The organism is Metallococcus carri, assembly GCF_011440275.1.
Classification (GTDB): domain Bacteria; phylum Actinomycetota; class Actinomycetes; order Actinomycetales; family Dermatophilaceae; genus Metallococcus; species Metallococcus carri.
Genome location: NZ_JAAOIV010000003.1, coordinates 71,275 through 89,172, shown reverse-complemented (window position 1 = coordinate 89,172; position 17,898 = coordinate 71,275). Strand labels below are relative to the sequence as shown.

General features: G+C 69.1%; 19 protein-coding genes. 12 read left to right on the top strand and 7 right to left on the bottom strand.

The genetic code is table 11. From position 1 onward, the window contains the following. Positions 1–61: 61 nt before the first annotated feature. Positions 62–598: a winged helix-turn-helix domain-containing protein gene (locus G9U51_RS05030; RefSeq protein ID WP_166194197.1), complete on the bottom strand. Its 537-nt coding sequence runs from the start codon at positions 596–598 to the stop codon at positions 62–64. Between the two features lie 240 nt (positions 599–838). Between G9U51_RS05030 and rplM the strand changes: the two genes are divergently transcribed. Beyond that, the gene (gene rplM, locus G9U51_RS05025) at positions 839–1,288 is read left to right on the top strand and encodes a 50S ribosomal protein L13 (RefSeq protein ID WP_166194194.1); all 450 of its coding nucleotides are present in this window, start codon (positions 839–841) and stop codon (positions 1,286–1,288) included. A gap of 39 nt (positions 1,289–1,327) precedes the next feature. After that, entirely contained in the window at positions 1,328–1,834 is a 507-nt protein-coding gene (gene rpsI, locus G9U51_RS05020) for a 30S ribosomal protein S9 (protein ID WP_166194191.1), read from the top strand. Positions 1,835–1,942: 108 nt separating this feature from the next. Here rpsI and G9U51_RS05015 read toward each other — a convergent pair whose 3' ends face one another. Continuing rightward, a complete protein-coding gene (locus G9U51_RS05015; RefSeq protein ID WP_328823324.1) occupies positions 1,943–3,598 on the bottom strand; it encodes an FAD-binding oxidoreductase in 1,656 nt (551 codons plus the stop codon). 28 nt (positions 3,599–3,626) lie between these two features. Here G9U51_RS05015 and G9U51_RS05010 point away from each other — a divergent pair, with 28 nt between their 5' ends. The 3 genes from G9U51_RS05010 to glmM all read left to right on the top strand — a co-directional run bounded on the left by G9U51_RS05010 (position 3,627) and on the right by glmM (position 7,189). Next, positions 3,627–4,220 (top strand): TetR/AcrR family transcriptional regulator, encoded by a 594-nt coding sequence (locus G9U51_RS05010; protein ID WP_166194188.1) that lies wholly within the window; start codon positions 3,627–3,629, stop codon positions 4,218–4,220. Beyond that, positions 4,217–5,752, top strand: a complete 1,536-nt coding sequence (locus tag G9U51_RS05005; protein WP_328823323.1) for a glycerol-3-phosphate dehydrogenase/oxidase — start codon at positions 4,217–4,219, stop codon at positions 5,750–5,752. The genes G9U51_RS05010 and G9U51_RS05005 overlap by 4 nt, the downstream gene beginning before the upstream one ends. 87 nt (positions 5,753–5,839) lie before the next feature. Then, positions 5,840–7,189: a phosphoglucosamine mutase gene (glmM, locus tag G9U51_RS05000; protein WP_166194185.1), complete on the top strand. Its 1,350-nt coding sequence runs from the start codon at positions 5,840–5,842 to the stop codon at positions 7,187–7,189. Between the two features lie 359 nt (positions 7,190–7,548). On the opposite strand, the gene G9U51_RS04995 is transcribed toward glmM, so the two are convergent. Then, the gene (locus G9U51_RS04995) at positions 7,549–8,037 is read right to left on the bottom strand and encodes a GNAT family N-acetyltransferase (protein WP_207948054.1); all 489 of its coding nucleotides are present in this window, start codon (positions 8,035–8,037) and stop codon (positions 7,549–7,551) included. A gap of 246 nt (positions 8,038–8,283) precedes the next feature. After that, the gene (locus G9U51_RS04990) at positions 8,284–8,829 is read right to left on the bottom strand and encodes an NADPH-dependent FMN reductase (RefSeq protein WP_166194182.1); all 546 of its coding nucleotides are present in this window, start codon (positions 8,827–8,829) and stop codon (positions 8,284–8,286) included. 100 nt (positions 8,830–8,929) lie between these two features. Between G9U51_RS04990 and G9U51_RS04985 the strand changes: the two genes are divergently transcribed. Next, positions 8,930–9,541 (top strand): TetR/AcrR family transcriptional regulator, encoded by a 612-nt coding sequence (locus G9U51_RS04985; RefSeq protein WP_166194179.1) that lies wholly within the window; start codon positions 8,930–8,932, stop codon positions 9,539–9,541. Here the strand turns inward: G9U51_RS04985 and G9U51_RS04980 are convergent. Together G9U51_RS04980 and G9U51_RS04975 are read right to left on the bottom strand one after the other, a co-directional pair. Beyond that, positions 9,538–10,413, bottom strand: coding sequence for a CPBP family glutamic-type intramembrane protease (locus tag G9U51_RS04980; RefSeq protein ID WP_166194176.1), 876 nt, complete (start codon positions 10,411–10,413; stop codon positions 9,538–9,540). The genes G9U51_RS04985 and G9U51_RS04980 overlap by 4 nt on opposite strands. Then, positions 10,406–11,203, bottom strand: a complete 798-nt coding sequence (locus tag G9U51_RS04975) for an MOSC domain-containing protein (protein WP_166194173.1) — start codon at positions 11,201–11,203, stop codon at positions 10,406–10,408. The genes G9U51_RS04980 and G9U51_RS04975 overlap by 8 nt, the downstream gene beginning before the upstream one ends. A 114-nt stretch (positions 11,204–11,317) precedes the next feature. Between G9U51_RS04975 and G9U51_RS04970 the strand changes: the two genes are divergently transcribed. Next, positions 11,318–11,746 (top strand): Ohr family peroxiredoxin, encoded by a 429-nt coding sequence (locus G9U51_RS04970; protein WP_166194170.1) that lies wholly within the window; start codon positions 11,318–11,320, stop codon positions 11,744–11,746. A gap of 13 nt (positions 11,747–11,759) precedes the next feature. On the opposite strand, the gene G9U51_RS04965 is transcribed toward G9U51_RS04970, so the two are convergent. Further along, positions 11,760–12,263 (bottom strand): beta-class carbonic anhydrase, encoded by a 504-nt coding sequence (locus tag G9U51_RS04965; protein WP_166194869.1) that lies wholly within the window; start codon positions 12,261–12,263, stop codon positions 11,760–11,762. Positions 12,264–12,521: 258 nt separating this feature from the next. Here G9U51_RS04965 and G9U51_RS04960 point away from each other — a divergent pair, with 258 nt between their 5' ends. The 5 genes from G9U51_RS04960 (at position 12,522) to G9U51_RS04940 (ending at position 17,825) form a co-directional block, all read left to right on the top strand. Beyond that, on the top strand, positions 12,522–13,844 hold the full coding sequence (locus G9U51_RS04960) for an extracellular solute-binding protein (RefSeq protein WP_166194167.1): 1,323 nt from the start codon (positions 12,522–12,524) through the stop codon (positions 13,842–13,844). Beyond that, positions 13,841–14,794, top strand: a complete 954-nt coding sequence (locus G9U51_RS04955) for a carbohydrate ABC transporter permease (RefSeq protein ID WP_166194164.1) — start codon at positions 13,841–13,843, stop codon at positions 14,792–14,794. Before G9U51_RS04960 ends, G9U51_RS04955 begins: the two co-directional genes overlap by 4 nt. Before the next feature lie 63 nt (positions 14,795–14,857). Further along, positions 14,858–15,661 carry a carbohydrate ABC transporter permease gene (locus G9U51_RS04950; RefSeq protein ID WP_166194866.1) on the top strand — a complete coding sequence of 268 codons (804 nt, stop codon included), beginning with the start codon at positions 14,858–14,860 and terminating at the stop codon, positions 15,659–15,661. A 46-nt stretch (positions 15,662–15,707) separates the two neighbouring features. Continuing rightward, the gene (gene ugpC, locus G9U51_RS04945; RefSeq protein ID WP_166194161.1) at positions 15,708–17,021 is read left to right on the top strand and encodes a sn-glycerol-3-phosphate ABC transporter ATP-binding protein UgpC; all 1,314 of its coding nucleotides are present in this window, start codon (positions 15,708–15,710) and stop codon (positions 17,019–17,021) included. 99 nt (positions 17,022–17,120) lie between these two features. Next, positions 17,121–17,825: an SDR family oxidoreductase gene (locus tag G9U51_RS04940; protein ID WP_166194158.1), complete on the top strand. Its 705-nt coding sequence runs from the start codon at positions 17,121–17,123 to the stop codon at positions 17,823–17,825. Positions 17,826–17,898 lie beyond the last annotated feature (73 nt).

Genomic DNA, 17,898 nt, shown 5'->3' with positions numbered 1-17,898 from the left:
CCGCTCGACCGGCGATAACTACCTGCTCGGCGAGATGGGTCGCGTGAGTGGCGCTGTTTCGTCAGGCGGGCGGGTCGACGGGCAGCAGGGCGGCATAGGCGACGAGGCGTCGCGCCCCGGGGGAGCCAGCACCGATCCGGCGATAGCGCTCCAGCAATTCGTCGAGTTCGGCCGCGAACGCGGTCGCCTGGTCACCGGTCATCAGCAGCGGCTTGTCGCGCAGCCCGAGCAACTCCTGCCAGACGGCCGGCCAGTCGGCCGCAGCATCGATGAGGGCGTGCGAACGCTCGGCGAAGTGGTCGACGTAGTCGTGCTCCAGCCACCGGTCGGCGGCCAGCTCGTCGGGGTCGGTGGGCAGGTCCGGCTCCGCGTCGTCATCCTCGACCAGCGCCCACACCCGCGTCTTGGCATTGCCGAGCCCGGTGTCCTCGACCAGGCCGGCGCCCTCCAGCACCCGCAGGTGATAGGACGTCGCGCCGGTATTGGTGTCGAGCGCACGAGCGAGTTCCGCGCTGGTCGCGCCGCCCTCCAGCCGCAGGTGGGCGACCAGCCGGGAGCGCAAGGGGTGGGCCAGCACCCGCCGCGGTTGAGGAGCCATGGATTGCACAATACTTGTGCAATTACGGGGAAGGCAACTGGTGCGAATCGCCCAAAGACTGTCGTATGCCGTTGTGCCACAAGGGATCGGCGCGATTTGGGGGCCGCGCAGAGCCCTCCGTAGAATGGACGACTGTTGTGCTTCGAGCGCCGGGCCGGTTGCGGCCCACGCGACGAGGCGCGACGTAAGACCTGCGGCGGCCACGGTCGCCATACTCACCGATCAGAAGAGGGTACGAGAGTGCGCACCTACACGCCGAAGCCGGCGGAGGTCCAGGCTGACCGCGTCTGGCACATCATCGACGCGACCGACGTCGTGCTCGGCCGCCTGGCCACCCAGACCGCGACGCTGCTGCGCGGCAAGCACAAGCCGACGTTCGCCCCCCACGTGGACACCGGCGACTTCGTCATCATCATCAACGCCGACAAGGTCGCCCTCACCGGCGCCAAGCTGGAGAAGAAGAAGGCCTACCGCCACTCCGGCTTCCCGGGCGGTCTGAAGGCCGTCTCCTACACCGAGCTGATGGCCAAGGACCCGGCCAAGGCCGTCGAGAAGGCGGTCCGCGGCATGCTGCCCAAGACCACCCTCGGCCGCAACCAGCTCAGCAAGCTCAAGGTCTATGCCGGCGCGGAGCACCCGCACGCCGCGCAGCAGCCGAAGCCGTTCGAGATCACCCAGGTCGCGCAGTAATAGCCGCGCCCCGACGCTTACAGAAACTCAAGGAGAATCGTGGCTGACCAGACCACCGACGTCGAGGCCCTCGAGGCCGACGAGCCCCAGCTGACTTCCTACACTTCCGAGTCGTCCGCCGCCTCCAGCGACGAGCCGACCCGCCGCCCGTCCGCGTCCGCCCCGGGCGCCGGCACCGGCCGCCGCAAGCAGGCCATCGCCCGCGTGCGCATCGTGCCCGGCAGCGGCGAGTGGAAGATCAACGGCAAGTCGCTCGCGGAGTACTTCCCCAACAAGGTCCACCAGCAGATCGTCAACGAGCCGCTCCAGGCGCTCGAGCTCGACGGTGCGTATGACGTGCTCGTGCGCGTCCACGGTGGGGGCACCTCCGGCCAGGCCGGCGCGGTGCGCCTCGGTGTGGCCCGCTCGCTCAACGAGGTCGACGCCGAGCTCAACCGTCCGATCCTGAAGAAGGCCGGCTTCCTGACCCGTGACGCCCGCGTCCCGGAGCGCAAGAAGGCTGGTCTGAAGAAGGCCCGCAAGGCGCCTCAGTATTCCAAGCGCTGATCCGCTCCGCGCAAGTATTCAGCGCTTGGCTCCAGAAGCGCTGACCCCAGCGCAAGAGGGGCCCGACCGTTGTGGTCGGGCCCCTTTTCGTATGCCGGGCGTCCGCTGCTAGGAGACGGGCGGGATCAGCACGCCCGGGTTGAGCACGTCGTGCGGGTCGAGCTCGGCCTTCACCGCGCGCAGGATCCGCGCCCCCACCTCGCCGATCTCTTCCTCGAGGTAGTCGCGGTGGTCGCGTCCCACGGCGTGGTGATGGGTGATGGTGCCCTCGGCGGCGACGATCGCCGACGACGCCGCGGCCTTGACCGCGCGCCACTGCTCGGCCGGGTCGTCGGCTTCGCGCGCGAGATAGGTGAAGTAGAGCGACGCCCCCGAGTGGTAGACGTGGGAGATGTGGCATTGCACGATGCCAGATGTGTCCAGGCTGGCGAGCGCGGTCGAAATCGCTTGTCGCACAACGGCATACAGCCGCGGCAGGTTGCTCCAGGTGGTCGCTGTCTCGAGCGTCTCGACGAAGACACCACGGGTCATCAGCTCGTCGCGCAGATAGGGCGCGCGGAATCGTCCGTGCTCCCAGCCTCGGGCGATGCGCGCCGGCAACGCCACCGCTCCGTGCGCCCGCAGGATCGGGGTGGCGCGTTTGGCCCGTGCTGCCGCTGCCGCATCGGAGCTGTCATGCCACAGCAGGATCATCAGGCTGGCATCCGGCATACGGCGACCGCGCAGATAGCTCCCGAGCACGCGACCGGCCCGGCCGGCCAGCATCAGCGACACTCGCGTCTCGTCGGCGTCGGAGACCCGGGTGACATCCGGCTGTCCGTCGTGACCGAGCGTCTGCACCATCTCGCGCAGTGCCGCCGCGGCCGCCTCGAAGGACGGGAACGCGTAGGCCGCATGCCGGGTGGCCGACGGCGCGCGGTGCACCCGCAGCGTGGCCTGGGTGATCACGGCACACGCACCCTCGTTGCCGACGACCAGGTCGAGCAAACGCGGCCCGGCTGCCGTCGCGGGGGAGCGCTCGCCGAAGGCGACCTCCCCGGCCGGCGTGACCGCGCGGGCGGCCAGCACCATGTCGTCGATCCGGCCGTACCCGCTGGAGCTCTGCCCGGCCGAGCGCGTGGCGACGAATCCGCCGATGCTCGCCTGCTGATAGCTCTGCGGGTAGTGGCCGAGCGTCCAGCCGCGCTCGCGCAGCGCCCGCTCGGCGTCGATGGCGCGGGTGCCGGCGCCGAAGGTCGCGGTGCCGCTCACCTCGTCGAGCGCGACGAGCCCGGCGAGGCGCCGCAGGTCCAGGCTCAGATGAGGACGCGGGTCGGAGGCGGTGAGGCCGCCCACGACGCTGGTGCCGCCGCCATACGGGATGACCGTGAAGCCGTGCTCGGCCGCGAGCGCGAGCACTCCCGCGATCTGCTCACCGTCCGCGGGCAGCAGGACAGCGTCGGGCGCGTATGCCGTCTCACCGGTCCTCGCGCGCAGCAGGTCCAGGTAGCTCTTGCCGCCGGCATGCTCCATCCGGGCCCGGGGGTCGGTGAGCACGTGGTCGGCGCCGAGCAGCGCGGTGACGGCGTCGCGCGTGGCCGGGGTCCACCGGGGTGCCGGCAGGGACAGGTCGGCGAGGGCGACCGGCGGGCGGTGGACCTCGGACAGGGACAGTTCGTCGCGCAGCCGGCGCAGGGCAGTGGCCGGCACCGAACCCGCGCGAGCCGGGTCACCCCAGCCCCACCAGACCGAGCGGCCAACCTCTTCGAGCGTCACATCGTCCACGAGTGACAGTGTGACATACTCTGTCACTGTGTCACAGGACTCGGATCCGACCCACCAGACCTTGCTCGCTGCCGTGCGCGCCGAAGTCGTCGCCGGCGGCACGAGCCGCACGACCGTCACCTCGGTCGCCAAGCGCGCCGGCGTCTCGCGGATGACCGTCTATCGGCGCACCACCGGGCTCGAGCAGCTCTTCCGTGACGCACTGGCACAGGAGTTCGCCGACGCCGCGCAGCTCAGCGCGACCAACGGGACGGTGCGCGAGCAGATCGTGGCGCAAGCGCGGCAGATCGTGCACCGGCTGCGCGCCTCCGAGCTGTTGCGCACGCTCTTTCGCGATGAACCCGCGCTGATTGCGGCCTACCAGCGCGACCAGTTCGGTCGTGGGCAGGCGCTCTTCGCCGACCTGCTGCAGGACGCGATCGCCGAGGGGCAGCGCGACGGGTCAGTCTGCGCCGGCGATCCGGCGCTGCTCGCTCGCGTCCTGTTGATGGCCGTGTCACCCTTCGTGCTCGCCGAGCCGACGGTGCTCGGGCCGCCCCGGGAGTCCGCGCCGGACGACGACGCGCTGGATCGCGAACTCGCTCGGCTGGTCGATGGCTATCTGCGGCCGGACGCGTCGTGACCGCGCTCAACCGAAGCCAACGCGATCTCGCTCTCGCCCGGATGGCGCAGGAGCGGCTTGACCTGTTGGTCGTCGGCGGCGGCATCACCGGAGCCGGCGTCGCGCTCGACGCTGCCTCACGCGGTCTGCGCACCGGACTGGTCGAGGCCGACGACTACGCCTCGGGCACCTCGCAATGGAGTTCGAAGATGGTGCACGGCGGGCTGCGCTATCTCGCGACGGGGCAGGTCGGCATCGCTTGGGAGTCAGCCCGCGAACGGCATCACCTGCTGACCGTCATCGCACCGCACCTGGTGCGACCACGCCGCAGCCTCGCGCCCTTCCTGCCCGGCATGAGCCGGCCGGACGCGCGCATCATGCGCTCCGGCATCGGTGTCGCCGACCTGCTGCGCCGCGGGGCCCGCACGCCGTCGTCGGTGCTGCCCTCGCCGCGCACGCTCAGTGCCCGCGAGCTGGCCACCACCGCCCCGGCGCTCGCGGCCAGTGGCCAACGCGGCGGGGTGGAGTACTGGGACGGTGAGCTCGAGGACGACGCCCGCCTGGTGCTGACCGTGCTGCGGACGGCGGTGGCGCATGGGGCGTTGGTGGCCAACCACGCTGCGGCGTCGGACCTGCACTGCGATGGCGCGATCGTGCGAGATGCGTTGAGCGGCAACGAATTCGGCATACGGGCCCGGGTTGTCGTCAACGCAACCGGAGTGTGGGTGGCCGAGCACGAGAAGTCTCTGCACGTCATACCGAGTCGTGGCTCGCATCTCGTGGTCGATGCTGCTCGTCTGGGCGGGCTGGACGCGATGGTGAGCTTCCCGGTCGCCGGCGAGCGCGGCCGTTATGTGCTCGCCAAGCCGTATGCCGACGGGTTGGTGCTGATCGGACTGACCGACGAGGAGGACCGGGCCGCTGATGGTCACCGGCCCGCCGTGCCCGACGTGGACGAGAGGTTTCTGCTGGAGGCGGCGTCGGCGGGATTCGGGATCGAGCTGGGGCATGGCGATGTCGTCGGGCGATTCGCCGGGTTGCGGCCGCTGGTCGAGCAGGCCGGGCGCAGCACGGCCGATGTGTCCCGCGACCATGTCGTGGTGGACCAGCCGGACCGGCCGATCGCGATCGTCGGCGGCAAGCTGACGACCTATCGCGCGATGGCCCAGGATGTCGTCGACCGGGTCGTCGGCCGGCTCGGGCTGGAGCGCGACTGCCGCACGGCGACTCTGCCGCTGGTCGGAGCGGCCGCGCCTCAGGTGTTGCGCCGGCTGCCGGAGCGCCCGGAGTGGATCGCCCGTTACGGGACGCTCGCTCGTGATCTGGACGCGCTCGTCGCCGCCGACCCGCAGCTTGGGCTGCCCGCGGTCGAGGGCAGCCGGTTCACCCGCGCCGAACTCCGCTACGGCGTCACCCACGAGGGCGCGCTCACCGCCGAGGACGTCGTCGCCCGGAGGGCCAGGATCGGCCTGCGATCCCGCCTCGCGGACGCCGCGATGACAGTCGCGGAGGGCTTGCTGGCCTGCAGTGAGGCCCGTCACCCGGCGGGGTGAGGCCGCGCGAGGATTCCTGCGACCAGACGGGGAGCGGCTATCTTGGTCCGGTTCATCGCACGCAACGCGGAAGGCAACACCGGCTCCATGGCACGTCTCTTCGGCACCGATGGGGTGCGTGGACTCGCCAACGGCGACGTCATCACCGCAGATCTCGCGCTCAAGCTGTCGGAGGCGGCCGCCAAGGTCTTCGGTCGCTCCTCCAGCGTCCAGGACCACCGCCCGACCGCGGTGGTCGGCCGCGATCCGCGGGCGTCGGGTGAGTTCCTCGCTGCCGCTGTTGCCGCCGGTCTCGCCTCCAGCGGCATCGATGTGTATGACGTGGGCGTGCTGCCCACTCCCGCCGTCGCGTTCCTCACCGCCGACCTGGGCGCGGACTTCGGCGTGATGCTGTCCGCGTCGCACAACGCGATGCCCGACAACGGGATCAAGTTCTTCGCCCGCGGCGGTCACAAGCTGCCCGACGAGGTCGAGGACCGCATCGAGGCCGAGCTCGACGAAGCCCCGTGGCGGCCGACGGGAGCCGAGGTCGGCCGGGTGCGCCCGATCGACGATGGTGGCGAACGCTATGTGCAGCACCTCGTCGCGGCTGCGCCATACTCCCTCACGGGCCTGCACGTCGTGGTGGACGCCGCACACGGGGCCGCGAGCACGGTCGGCCCGGAGGTGTTGCGGCGCGCCGGTGCGCGGGTCACGGTCATCGGTGCCGAGCCGGACGGTCTCAACATCAACGACGGTTACGGCTCCACTCACCTCGACCGGCTGATGGCCGCCGTGCCGGAGGCGCGCGCCGACCTCGGCGTCGCCTTCGACGGTGACGCCGACCGTTGCCTCGCCGTCGACGCCGCCGGTCAGGTGGTGGACGGCGACCAGATCATGGCGATCCTCGCGATCGACCTCAAGGAGCGCGGAGAACTCGCCGGCGACACCCTCGTCGCCACCACGATGAGCAATCTCGGGCTGCTGCATGCGATGCGTGACGCGGGCGTGCACGTCGTGCAGGCCAATGTCGGCGACCGTTATGTGCTGGAGGAGATGCGCAAGGGCGGTTTCGTGCTGGGTGGCGAGCAGAGCGGGCACGTCATACAGCTGGCGCACGGCACGACCGGTGACGGGGTGCTCACCGCGCTGGTGCTCGCGGCGCGGGTGGCCGCGACCGGCAAACCGCTTGCCGACCTGGCCGCTTGTATGACGGTGCTGCCCCAGAAACTCGTCAACGTCAAGGGCGTCGACAAGCACGCGGTCGACGGCCATGCGGGAGTGCTTGCCGCGGTGGGTGAGGTCGAGCGTCAGCTCGGCGATCAGGGGCGCGTCCTGCTGCGCAAGTCCGGCACCGAACCGGTGGTGCGCGTGATGGTCGAGGCGCCGACTGCCGAACTCGCCAACAGCTTCGCCGACCACCTCGCCGGAGTCGTGCAGCGCGAACTCGCGCTCTAAGTCTCTGCTGCACGGGGGCTCGTGTCCGCGAGGGCGCATGTGTCCGCAGTTGTGCGTCAGGGGTGGTGCGGATCTGCGGACGCTTTCGCGTGGGTCGGCGGGTGTGTCCGCAGTTGTGCGTCAGCGGTCGTGCGGATCTGCGGACGCTTTCGCGTGGGTCGGCGGGTGTGTCCGCAGTTGTGCGTCAGCGGTCGTGCGGATCTGCGGACGCTGGTCGGTGGGCGCGGGGGTGTGTCCGCAGTTGTGCACCAGCGGTGGTGCGGATCTGCGGACGCTGGGCGCAGCTGCGCGTGGGCGTGCGTGGCTCGGAGCGGTTTTCGGGCCGCTGGTGCTGACGGTTTAGCGGTCGTGGGCTGATGTCAGGGGCGGCGACGCTCTGCCGACCGATGAGCCAACGCTGCCCGCATGGCAGGGAACGTCACCTCTCGGAAGCCAGCGCGTTCGTAGATGGTGCGGCCGCTCGCCGTGGCCATAAGTTCTGCCCGGCTGATGCCGAGCCGACCCGCCCACGACATCACCGCTTCGAAGGCTGCCTCGCCGTGTCCGCGACCACGGCTATCGGCGGTGCAGACATTGCTGATCAAGACGTCACGTCCATGCGGTGCTGACGGTGAGGGTGCGGCGTCTCGCACGGCCCCGACGGCACAACTCACGACTCGACCGTCCACCTCGACGACGGCGAAGCAGTAGTCGGCATCGTCGATGCGATCCTCGAACCACGTCGCGGCCTGTCTGCGCCATTCCTCGCCGGAGGCATCCGTCCCCATGGCCTCGAACATCGCGGCACGTAAGTCGACGAGCGCCGCCACGTCGGTGGGGCGGGCTCGTCGCACCATCGCTTCACCCACGTTGCCAGCGTAGGGAGCACGAGCACGTGGGAAGATCACCGGTCCGGTGGACGGTGGGCGTGGGCGACGGCGGTGTGTCCGCAGTTTTGCGTCAGGGGTCGTGCGGATCTGCGGACGCTTTCGCGTGGGTCGGCGGGTGTGTCCGCAGTTGCGCACCACGGTTCGTGCCGATCTGCGGACGCTCGGCGCAGGTCAGGCGGACGCTGGGCGTCCGGCACCGCGCTTGGGCGGTGCCGGACGACGTATTCAGGCCGCGACCGGCTTGCCGACAGCGTCGATCAGCGCCTGCACGGTGGCGCGCAGCGAGTCGTTGATCGGGGTGTGGGCCGACACGTCGACGTCAGCGAGTTCGCCGAGCGCGAAGGTCGAGCTCGCCTCGGGCAGGGGCCGGCCGCCGGCGATGGTCACCGCGAGGTGGGTGTGGTCGACGACGGTGCTGGTGTTGTGCGCCGCGGAGGCCACGGCGACCGGCTTGCCGCTCAGCGACGACTCGCCGTAGGGGCGCGACGCCCAGTCGATGGCGTTCTTGAGCACTGCGCTGAGCGTGCCGTTGTTGGCGGGGGAGAGCAGCAGCACGGCATCCGCGCCGCTCAGCCGGTTGCGCAGCCGCTGCACCGAGGACGGAGCAGGAGCGATGTCGAGGTCCTCGTTGTAGAAGGGCAAAGCGTCGAGCCCGTCGATGATCTGCACGTCGACGTCCTGGGGCGCCACGGCGGCGGCCACATCGGCGAGGCGACGGTGGATCGAGGCGGCGCGCGGGCTGCCGACGACGACGGCAAGGGTGGTGGTCATGGAGAGGGAGCCTTTCGAAGCGAAGTGATGATCCGTATCCGTAAACGGACCGTAGTCCGCTTTGTTCCCAACGCGCAACCCCGGATGGGACAATGGCCGTATGCCGACCCCGTCCCGCCTGCTGCCCGTGGCCGGTCCGCCGACCCGAGTGCGGCGTGATGCCGCCGCCAACTCCGACCGAATCCTTTGTGCCGCAGTCGAACTCGTGCAAAGCGAAGGCGTCGACGCGATCACCATGGACCGCGTGGCCGAGCGCGCCGGTGTGGGTAAGGGCACAGTGTTCCGCGCCTTCGGCAGCCGCAGCGGGCTGCTCGCGGCGCTGACCGACGAGACCGAGCGAGACTTCCAGCGCGGCATGCTCCAGGGCGCTCCACCCCTCGGCCCCGGCGCCGCGCCGCTCGACCGCTTGCTCGCCTTCGGCGAGGGGCGGCTGCGGTTGCATGCCGTCCACGGTCAGCTCTTCCGCGAGATCGCGCGCACACCGACCGGCAAGTATGACGTCCCCGCTCGCCAGGTCTCGATGACGCACGTGCGGATGCTGCTGCGACAGCTCGGCGTGGACGCGCACCTGGAGGTGCTATCCGAAGCCCTGGTCGGCACGCTCGACGCCGATGTCGTCAGCCAGCTGCTCGAGCGCGGTCTGAGCGAGGCCGAGCTCATCGCCGGCTGGCGCGACCTGGTGCTCCGCCTCGTCGGCGGGTGCCGGCCCTAACCGCCGGCCGACAGGATGCTGACCACCACGGCCAGCGCGTTGAACACCGCGTGCACCACGATGCCGGGCACGATCGAGTCGGTGGCGCGCACCAGCAGGCAGTTGACCAGGCCGAGCAGGAAGACCACCAGGCCCAGCGTGGCCGCACCGAGCAGTGTCGTCACCTGGTAGGTGTGCAGCAGGCCGAAGGCCGCCGACGACGCCACCGCGGCCGGCCAGAACGACCAGCGCCGGGCCAGCGCTCGCAGCAACAGCCCGCGGAAGAGGAATTCCTCGACGACCGGTGCGATCACGGCCGCCACCACCAGGAAGCCCAGCGCCGCCAACACCGGCATCCGTGGCAGGTGCAGGTTGCTCGACTCCTGCACCGCGCGCCCGTTCGTGAGCACCTGGGCGGCGACGCCGATCACCATCCGCGTCGCGAAGACCAGGGCCACGCCGGCCGCCGCCGCGGCGAGGTCGGACAGTCTGGGCCGGCGCACACCCCACGCGTCGCCCCAGCCGAAGCGCGCCGCCACCGGCCGGGCCGCCAGCAGCCCGAGGGCCCCGGCGAAGAGTTCCGCGCCGGCCATCAGGGCAAGCACCAGGCTGATGCGGGCGGCATACCCCGTGGGAAGCAGGCTCGCCGAGACGCCGGAGAGCACGAGCTGACCACCCACGATCGCGAGGACTGGCACGACGACGACCAGCCACCCGAACGGCCGAGGGTCGCGCGCGCGGAGCCGGCCCATCGTGCGGTCCATCGTGGCGAGCCGTTCGCCCGGCGTGGTCACCCGTTGCTGCACCGCGGGCGTCCAGCGCATCCCGTCCCACCAGCGCAACCGGTCGGGGTCGGCGGGGTCGGAATACCAGCCGGGTTGCGGGTCAGTCATCGACGATCACCGGATCGCCCACGCGGATCGTGCCCTCGCCGTCCGGCAGCAGATGGACCGCCATCCAGGTCTTGCCGTCCTCGCGACGGTGCCGAGCCAGGGTGCGAATCGGCTCCTTGCCCTTGACCGCCGACACCGGGTCGATGGTCGTCATCACGCAACGGTCGACCCGGCGGCCCACGCGGAAGGGCACCGCGCCGATGCGGATCCGCCGCCAGCCGTCCTCGGCGAACGCAGCTGCACCGCTGATCACGACGTTGGGCCGAAATCTGTTGTGCGACAACGGATCTGATCCGATCCACTCGTTGAGTTGTCGCACCGATTCCTCGCCGAGCAGGGTGACCGGTGAGTTGTCCTGGTATGCCGCGTGGTCGCCTTCGCGGGTGAAGGCCGGGTTGAGCGTGCGGCGGGTGGGGTCATCGCACCACACCAGGCGCAACCCGGCTCGGCCGGTCGCGGCCTCCAGCCAGGCGGTGGCCCGCGGGTCTGCCGGCCGGGCGGTCATCGGGGGCCGGGTGAACATCCGCACCGGCACAGCGCCCGCGGCGGGCCGAGGCACCTGCAGCTCAGGCAGCCCGTCGGCGCGCAGCCACAGGTCGCCCCGGTCGTCGCTGTCGGCGGTGATGCGAAACAGCGCCGGCAACTCGCGGGCGGTCACGAGTTGACCCTCCGCGTCGACGACCATCCACTCGCGGTCGCCGCGCAGGCCCGCGCGGCCGGCATACGCCTCGGGGACCGGACGGATCGCCGTGCTCTTGACGGGGTGGACGAACAGCCCGGTCACCTGCATGACCTCACCCTACGGTCCGCATGGTGGGCGAGCGGGAAGGGCAAGTGCGCACCGCTCGTTGGCGTCAGTGGACCCGGCCGACCCCGTGCCGGGCGCACACACCAAGGAGTTTCGATGCCGCACGAGTCCCTCAACGAGACGCTCTACACGATCGCCGCGACCTCCCAGGGCGGCCGCGACGGACGGGTCAAGAGCGAGGACGGTGTCGTCGACCTCGCCCTCGGCAAGCCGGGCAGCGCGAGCAACCCGAAGGCCAACCCGGAGACCCTCTTCGCGGCCGGCTATTCCGCCTGCTTCGGCGGCGCGCTGGCCAAGGTCGCCGAGGCCGAGGGCATCGACGCCAGCCAGGCGCCGGTCACCGCGGCCGCGACTCTCGGCAAGACCGACTCCGGCTTCGGCCTCGCCGTCGAGATCACCGCCCAGATCGCCGGCGTCGACGCCGAGACCGCCCAGCGCCTGGCCGAGAAGGCACACGAGGTGTGCCCCTACTCCAAGGCCACCCGCGGCAATATCGACGTCACCGTCAAGGGCGTCCCCGCCTGAGCCGACAGCGCTCTCACACGCGACGGTCGAGCAGCCCGGTGTCGACGTCGTAGATGAAACCAGCGCAGTCCACCCGCGCCGGGATGAGCGGGTGGCTGCGCACCTTGCCGACGTCCTCGCGCAACGCGCGCTCCTGGTCTTCGACCACGTGGAAGTGGCTCCAGTGCGCGTCGACGCCGGACAGTTCGGTGATCTTGTCCCGCAGTTGCGGCTCGGTCATCGAGGTCATCGCGCACCGCGTGTGCGGGATGACCAGGACACGCCGCACATTGAGCAGATGCACGCCGAGCACGAGCGCCTCCAGCGCCGCCTCTGAGACGCGGCCGCCGGGATTGCGGAAGATCTTCGCGTCGCCCGGCTTGAGTCCCAGCATCCCCAACGGGTCGATGCGGCTGTCCATGCAGGTCACGATCGCCACGCCAGCGGCCGCCACACCGTCAAAACCCTTGAGCGCGAACGAATCTGCGAACTTCCGGTTCGCTGCGATCAGGTCATCGAAGGCGTGCTCGCTAGCCATCGGTGCCGCCGCCGTGTCCTGCTCACTCGCTGCCTTGTGCGCGTCCGCTCCCATGCCAGCTCCTGTTCGCTCGAGGCCCTCTCCGATCACCCTAGTTGCGCTCGCCGAACGCGCTCTGGAGGGTCCACCCGAGAGGGTGCCGATCGCGGACCCTCGCCATACGTGCGGAATTCAGTAAGGTCGTATGTCGTGACATAGCTCACGACTGCGGTATAACGCGGGGTGAACAAAAGCCGAACCAACGGCAGGGAGCACAACATGAGAAGTCCCCGACCACGACGCGGAGTCGCCTTCGGGCTGGCCTCGGCGCTCGTCGCGAGCATGGGTGTCGCGGCGTGTGGCAGCAGTTCGAGCGGCGGCGCGCCGACGCTCACGTGGTACATCAACCCCGACGGCGGTGGCGCCGACCCCACCAAGGGTGGCCAGGCGCAGATCGCCAAGACGTGCACCAACGCGTCCGGTGGCAAGTACAAGATCAGCATCCAGCAGTTGCCCAACAGCGCGAGCGACCAGCGCACCCAGCTGCTGCGCCGCCTTGCGGCCGGTGACAGCAGCATGGACCTGATGAGCATCGACCCGGTGTTCGTGGCCGAATTCGCCGAGGCGGGCTATCTCGCACCGGTGCCGGCCGCGATGGAGCAGGACTTCACCGCCGACCGCGTGCAGTCCGCGATCGACGCGTCCAAGTGGAAGGGCAAGCTGGTCGCGGTGCCGTTCTGGGCCAACACCCAGTTGCTCTGGTATCGCAAGTCGGTCGCTCAGAAGGCCGGGCTCGACATGAGCAAGCCGGTGACCTGGGAGCAGATCATCGGTGCGGCCAAGAAGACCAACACCAAGATCGGCGTGCAGGGCAAGCTCTACGAGGGCTACACCGTGTGGATCAGCGCCCTGATCTCCGGCGCCGGCGGCAAGATCGTGTCCAACCCGGGTGCGAACTACGAGAACCTCAAGCTCGGCGTGGACAGCCAGGCGGGCAAGGACGCGGCCAAGATCATCAACCAGGTCGCCACCTCCGGGGTCGGCGGTCCGGCGGTCGGCTCGGCCGACGAGACCGCGGCGCTCAACCTGTTCCAGTCCAATTCCACCAGTGGGTTCCTGGTCAACTGGCCTTATGTGTATGCCGCGCTCAGTGGCACGACACCCAAGATCCCCTGGCTGAAGGATGTCGCCGCCACGGAATATCCGCAGACCGTCGCGGGCAAGACTTCGGCGCCACCCTTCGGTGGCATCGAGCTGGCGGTCGGCAAGTCCAGCAAGAACCCCGCCCTCGCGTATGACGCGATCAAGTGCATCACCTCCACCAAGAACCAGGCGATGTACATGGTCAAGACCGGCAACCCGGCCAGTTCCAAGTCGGTGTTCGATGACCCCGAGGTCAAGAAGGCCTTCCCGAACGGGATCGCCGACGTGATCCGCACGTCGCTCCAGCACGCGGTGCCGCGGCCGCAGTCGCAGTACTACGGCGATATCTCCACCGGGCTGCAGCAGAAGTTCAGCCCGCCCGGGTCGGTCAACCAGAGCACTCCTGGCCAGGCCCAGTCATTCATCCTCAACGTGTTGAAGGGGAAGTCGCTGCTATGAGCACCGCTATCGACACCGGCAGGTCCACCGCGGCAGGGCCGAAGAAGGCCAAGCTGTCGGACCGGGCGCGCGGTGAGCGCTCCCTCGGCTGGAAGCTCGCCGGGCCGGCCTTCCTGGTCATGCTGTTCGTCACGCTCTACCCGATCGTCTACGCGATCTACCTGTCGCTGTTCAACTACCGGCTCACCGACCCGACCGGACGCAGGTTCGTCTTCCTCGGCAACTATGTGACCGCGCTCGGTGACCCGCTGTTCTGGCAGGCCTTCGTGACGACCTTCATCATCGTGATCGTCACCCTGATCTTCGAGTTGATCCTCGGCATGGGCATCGCCATGGTGATGAACAAGATCGTCATACCGCGGCGGACGCTGCGCACGGTCGTGCTGATCCCGTACTCGATCATCACCGTGGTCTCGGCGTTCTCCTGGCTGTATGCCGCGAAATTCGACACCGGCTTCTTCAACCACTGGCTGAACTTCTTCACCTTCGGTGCCTGGGACCTCAACTACGACTGGTTCGGTGGCCGCTGGTCCTCGCTGCTGATCATCTGCCTGTCGGAGATCTGGAAGACCACGCCCTTCATGTCGCTGCTCCTGCTGGCCGGCCTGGCTCAGGTCGACAGCGCCCAGGAGGAGGCGGCGAAGGTCGACGGCGCCACCTGGTGGCAGCGCCTGACCAAGGTGATCCTGCCCAACATGAAGGCGGCGCTGATGGTGGCGGTGCTCTTCCGCACGCTGGACGCGGTCCGCATTTACGACAACCCCTATGTGATGACCGGCGGCGCGAACAAGACGCTCACGCTGTCGATGCTCGTCGGCACCGAGACGATCGACCGGGTCGAGATCGGCATGGGCTCGGCGCTCGCGGTGATCTTGTTCCTGATCGTCCTGATCATCGCGTTCATCTTCGTCAAACTCTTCAAGGTCGACCTGACCGGTGGGAGGAACTGAGCCGTGGAAAGCAATATCTCCGACAAGACCAAATGGGGTCTGGCGGCCGTCTCGATCCCGATCATGATCTGGACGATCATCCCGATCCTGTGGATCGTGGCGACCTCGCTGAAGAGCGACGCCGCACTGGCCGACCCGTCCAAGAACATGTTCGGCAACTTCTGGCCCAAGAGCCCGTCGCTGGACAACTACCGGCTGATCCTCACCGGTGGCGCGAGCGAGTTGTTCAACCCGGCGCTGCTGAACTCGATCATCATCTGCCTGGTCGCGACCTTCATCGCGGTGCTGCTCGCGACCTTCTGCGCCTACGCGATCTCCCGGCTGGACTTTCCGGGCAAGCGCCTCATCTTGACCACGGCGCTCGCGGTGTCCTTCTTCCCGGTCATCGCGATGGTGACGCCGCTGTTCAACCTGTGGCGGCAGATCGGGTTGTTCGACACCAAGATCGGCCTGATCATCCCCTACCTGTCGCTCACCGTGCCGCTGTCCATCTGGACGCTGTCGGCCTTCTTCCAGCAGATCCCGTGGGAGATGGAGCAGGCCGCGCAGGTCGACGGCGCCACCAGCTGGCAGGCCTTCCGCAAGGTCATCGCCCCGCTGGCCGCGCCGGGTGTCTTCACCACGGCGATCATCGCGTTCTTCACCGCGTGGAACGACTTCGTCTTCGCGGTGAACCTCACCTCGTCCAATAACGCGCGAACCGTGCCCGCCGCGCTGGCGTTCTTCACCGGAGCCAGTCAGTTCACCCAGCCGACCGGAGCGATCTGTGCGGCCGCGGTCATCGTCACCATCCCGGTCGTGATCCTGGTGCTGCTCTTCCAGCGGCGGATCGTGGCCGGCCTGACCTCCGGCGCCGTCAAGGGCTGACCGGGCCCATCGTCATACGAGATCTTCTCGAAAGCAGGAGAAACCAATGTCAAGCATCGAGCTGAAGAACATCGTCAAGAAGTACGGCGACGGATTCCCGGCAGTCAACGACGTGTCCCTGGACATCGCCGACGGGGAATTCATGATCCTCGTGGGCCCGTCCGGGTGCGGCAAGTCGACGCTGCTGCGGATGGTTGTGGGTCTGGAGGACATCACCTCCGGAGACCTGCTGATCAACGGCAAGCGGGTCAACGACCTCGCGCCGCGGGACCGCAACCTGTCGATGGTGTTCCAGAACTACGCGCTCTACCCGCACCTCACGGTGTTCGAGAACATCGCCTTCCCGCTGCGACTGGCCAAGGGCAAGCACAGCGACGACGAGATCCGCTCCAAGGTCAACGACGCGGCGAACATGCTGGAGTTGAAGGACCACCTCGAGCGCAAGCCGGCGAACCTGTCCGGTGGTCAGCGGCAGCGCGTCGCGATGGGGCGGGCCATCGTCCGCGACGCCGAAGCCTTCCTCTTCGACGAGCCGCTGTCCAACCTGGACGCCAAGCTGCGTGGCCAGATGCGCACCGAGATCGCGCGCATGCAGCGTCGGCTCGGCGTGACCACCATCTACGTCACGCACGACCAGACCGAGGCGATGACCCTCGGTGACCGGGTGGCCGTGCTGAAGAAGGGCGTGCTGCAGCAGGTCGCCTCGCCGCGCGAGCTCTACGAACAGCCGGTCAACCTCTTCGTGGCGGGCTTCATCGGATCGCCGCCGATGAACTTCCTCCCGGCCCGGGTGGACGGCAGCACTCTCAAGCTGCCGTTCTGCGAGGTGCCGGTGGGTGGCCCGCTGGCCGAGAAGCTGCGGGGTCTCGACATCGTCATCGTCGGGTTGCGCCCGGAGTACATCAAGGACGCCTCGGTCGCCGATGTGCCGAATGGCGTGCACTTCAGCGCGGTGGTGGACCAGACCGAGTGGCTGGGCAACGAGCAGTACGCCTACATCCCGTACGAGGCCGACCACGCGGTGCAGTCCAAGCTGGACGAACTCGACCGCGACCTCGACGGCGAGGGGATGCGCACCCAGATGATCGTCAACCTCGACTCGCGCTCGCGCATCCTGGAGGGCGACGAGGCGCAGTTCGCCTTCGACCCGGCGATGATGCACGTCTTCAACCCGGAGACCGGTGAGAACCTCACCCGGGACGACGAGAAGGCGGCGCAGATCGCCCGCGACTCCGAACAGCAGCGCAAGGCCGCACTCGAGCGCGCCCGGGCCCGTGAGGCCCAGGGCGCCGATCGTTCAGCCGGCGACCGGTCGGCCGCCGACGGTTCGGCTGCCGACGGTGAGGCGCGCGCCTCGTAATTCGGTTGCTTCCGCTCCTCGGGGCGGGTGGGCTGACCTTTCGTCAGTTCGCCCGCCCCGAGGAGTTTTCATGCGCCGGGCTGCTCGTAGGTTGGGGGTATGAGCCAACCCACCGTCCTCATCACCGGAGCCACGCGCGGCATCGGCCGCGCGATCGCCGACGCGCTCGCCGACGACCACCACCTGCTGATCGGTGGCCGGTCCGCGGCCGATGTCGATGCCGTATGCCGCGCGCTGCCGTCCGCGGCGCCCTTCGTCGCCGATATCGCGGACGAGGCCTCGACGGAGGCGGCGGTGCAGGCCGCCGGGCTCGAACGCCTGGACGGGCTCGTGCACAGTGCTGGCGTGTCCGGTGGCTGGACGACGCCCGAGTCCACACGCGAGATCTGGCGAAAGATGTTGGAGATCAACGTGATTGCCGTCTCCGACCTCACCCGGCTGCTGCTCGAACCGCTGCGTGCGGCGCAGGGCACGGTGGTGATGATCAACTCCGGGTCGGGGTTGGTGGCGCGGGGCAAGGGCGGTCACTACCCGGCCTCGAAGTTCGCGCTCACCGCGCTCACCGATGTGTTGCGTGAGGAACTGCGGCCGGACGGCATCCGGGTGTGCTCGGTGCATCCCGGCCGGGTCGACACCGACATGCAGCGCGAACTCGTGGCCTCTGAGAACCGGCCCTATGACCCGCAGGAGTTTCTGCGCCCGGAGTCGGTGGCGACGGCGGTGCGCACCGCGCTCACCGCCTCGCCGGACGCGACCTACGAGACGATCTCGATCCGGCCGGGCCCGTTCGCGACCAACCGCTGAGCGCTCGTCGTCGGTTGAGCTTGTCGAAACCACTCGCCGGTTGAGCTTGTCGAAACCCGGCCCGTCGTCGGTT

Excerpts from the sequence above, each read along its gene's own strand:
- G9U51_RS04985 (WP_166194179.1), top strand. The coding sequence starts at position 8,930 with ATGCCGACCCCGTCCCGCCTGCTGCCCGTGGCCGGTCCGCCGACCCGA.
- G9U51_RS04940 (WP_166194158.1), top strand. The coding sequence starts at position 17,121 with ATGAGCCAACCCACCGTCCTCATCACCGGAGCCACGCGCGGCATCGGC.
- G9U51_RS04955 (WP_166194164.1), top strand. The coding sequence starts at position 13,841 with ATGAGCACCGCTATCGACACCGGCAGGTCCACCGCGGCAGGGCCGAAG.
- G9U51_RS04970 (WP_166194170.1), top strand. The coding sequence starts at position 11,318 with ATGCCGCACGAGTCCCTCAACGAGACGCTCTACACGATCGCCGCGACC.
- G9U51_RS04990 (WP_166194182.1), bottom strand. The coding sequence starts at position 8,829 with ATGACCACCACCCTTGCCGTCGTCGTCGGCAGCCCGCGCGCCGCCTCG.
- G9U51_RS04965 (WP_166194869.1), bottom strand. The coding sequence starts at position 12,263 with ATGGCTAGCGAGCACGCCTTCGATGACCTGATCGCAGCGAACCGGAAG.
- G9U51_RS04975 (WP_166194173.1), bottom strand. The coding sequence starts at position 11,203 with ATGCAGGTGACCGGGCTGTTCGTCCACCCCGTCAAGAGCACGGCGATC.
- glmM (WP_166194185.1), top strand. The coding sequence starts at position 5,840 with ATGGCACGTCTCTTCGGCACCGATGGGGTGCGTGGACTCGCCAACGGC.
- ugpC (WP_166194161.1), top strand. The coding sequence starts at position 15,708 with ATGTCAAGCATCGAGCTGAAGAACATCGTCAAGAAGTACGGCGACGGA.
- G9U51_RS04960 (WP_166194167.1), top strand. The coding sequence starts at position 12,522 with ATGAGAAGTCCCCGACCACGACGCGGAGTCGCCTTCGGGCTGGCCTCG.
- G9U51_RS04950 (WP_166194866.1), top strand. The coding sequence starts at position 14,858 with ATGATCTGGACGATCATCCCGATCCTGTGGATCGTGGCGACCTCGCTG.
- G9U51_RS05030 (WP_166194197.1), bottom strand. The coding sequence starts at position 598 with ATGGCTCCTCAACCGCGGCGGGTGCTGGCCCACCCCTTGCGCTCCCGG.
- G9U51_RS04980 (WP_166194176.1), bottom strand. The coding sequence starts at position 10,413 with ATGACTGACCCGCAACCCGGCTGGTATTCCGACCCCGCCGACCCCGAC.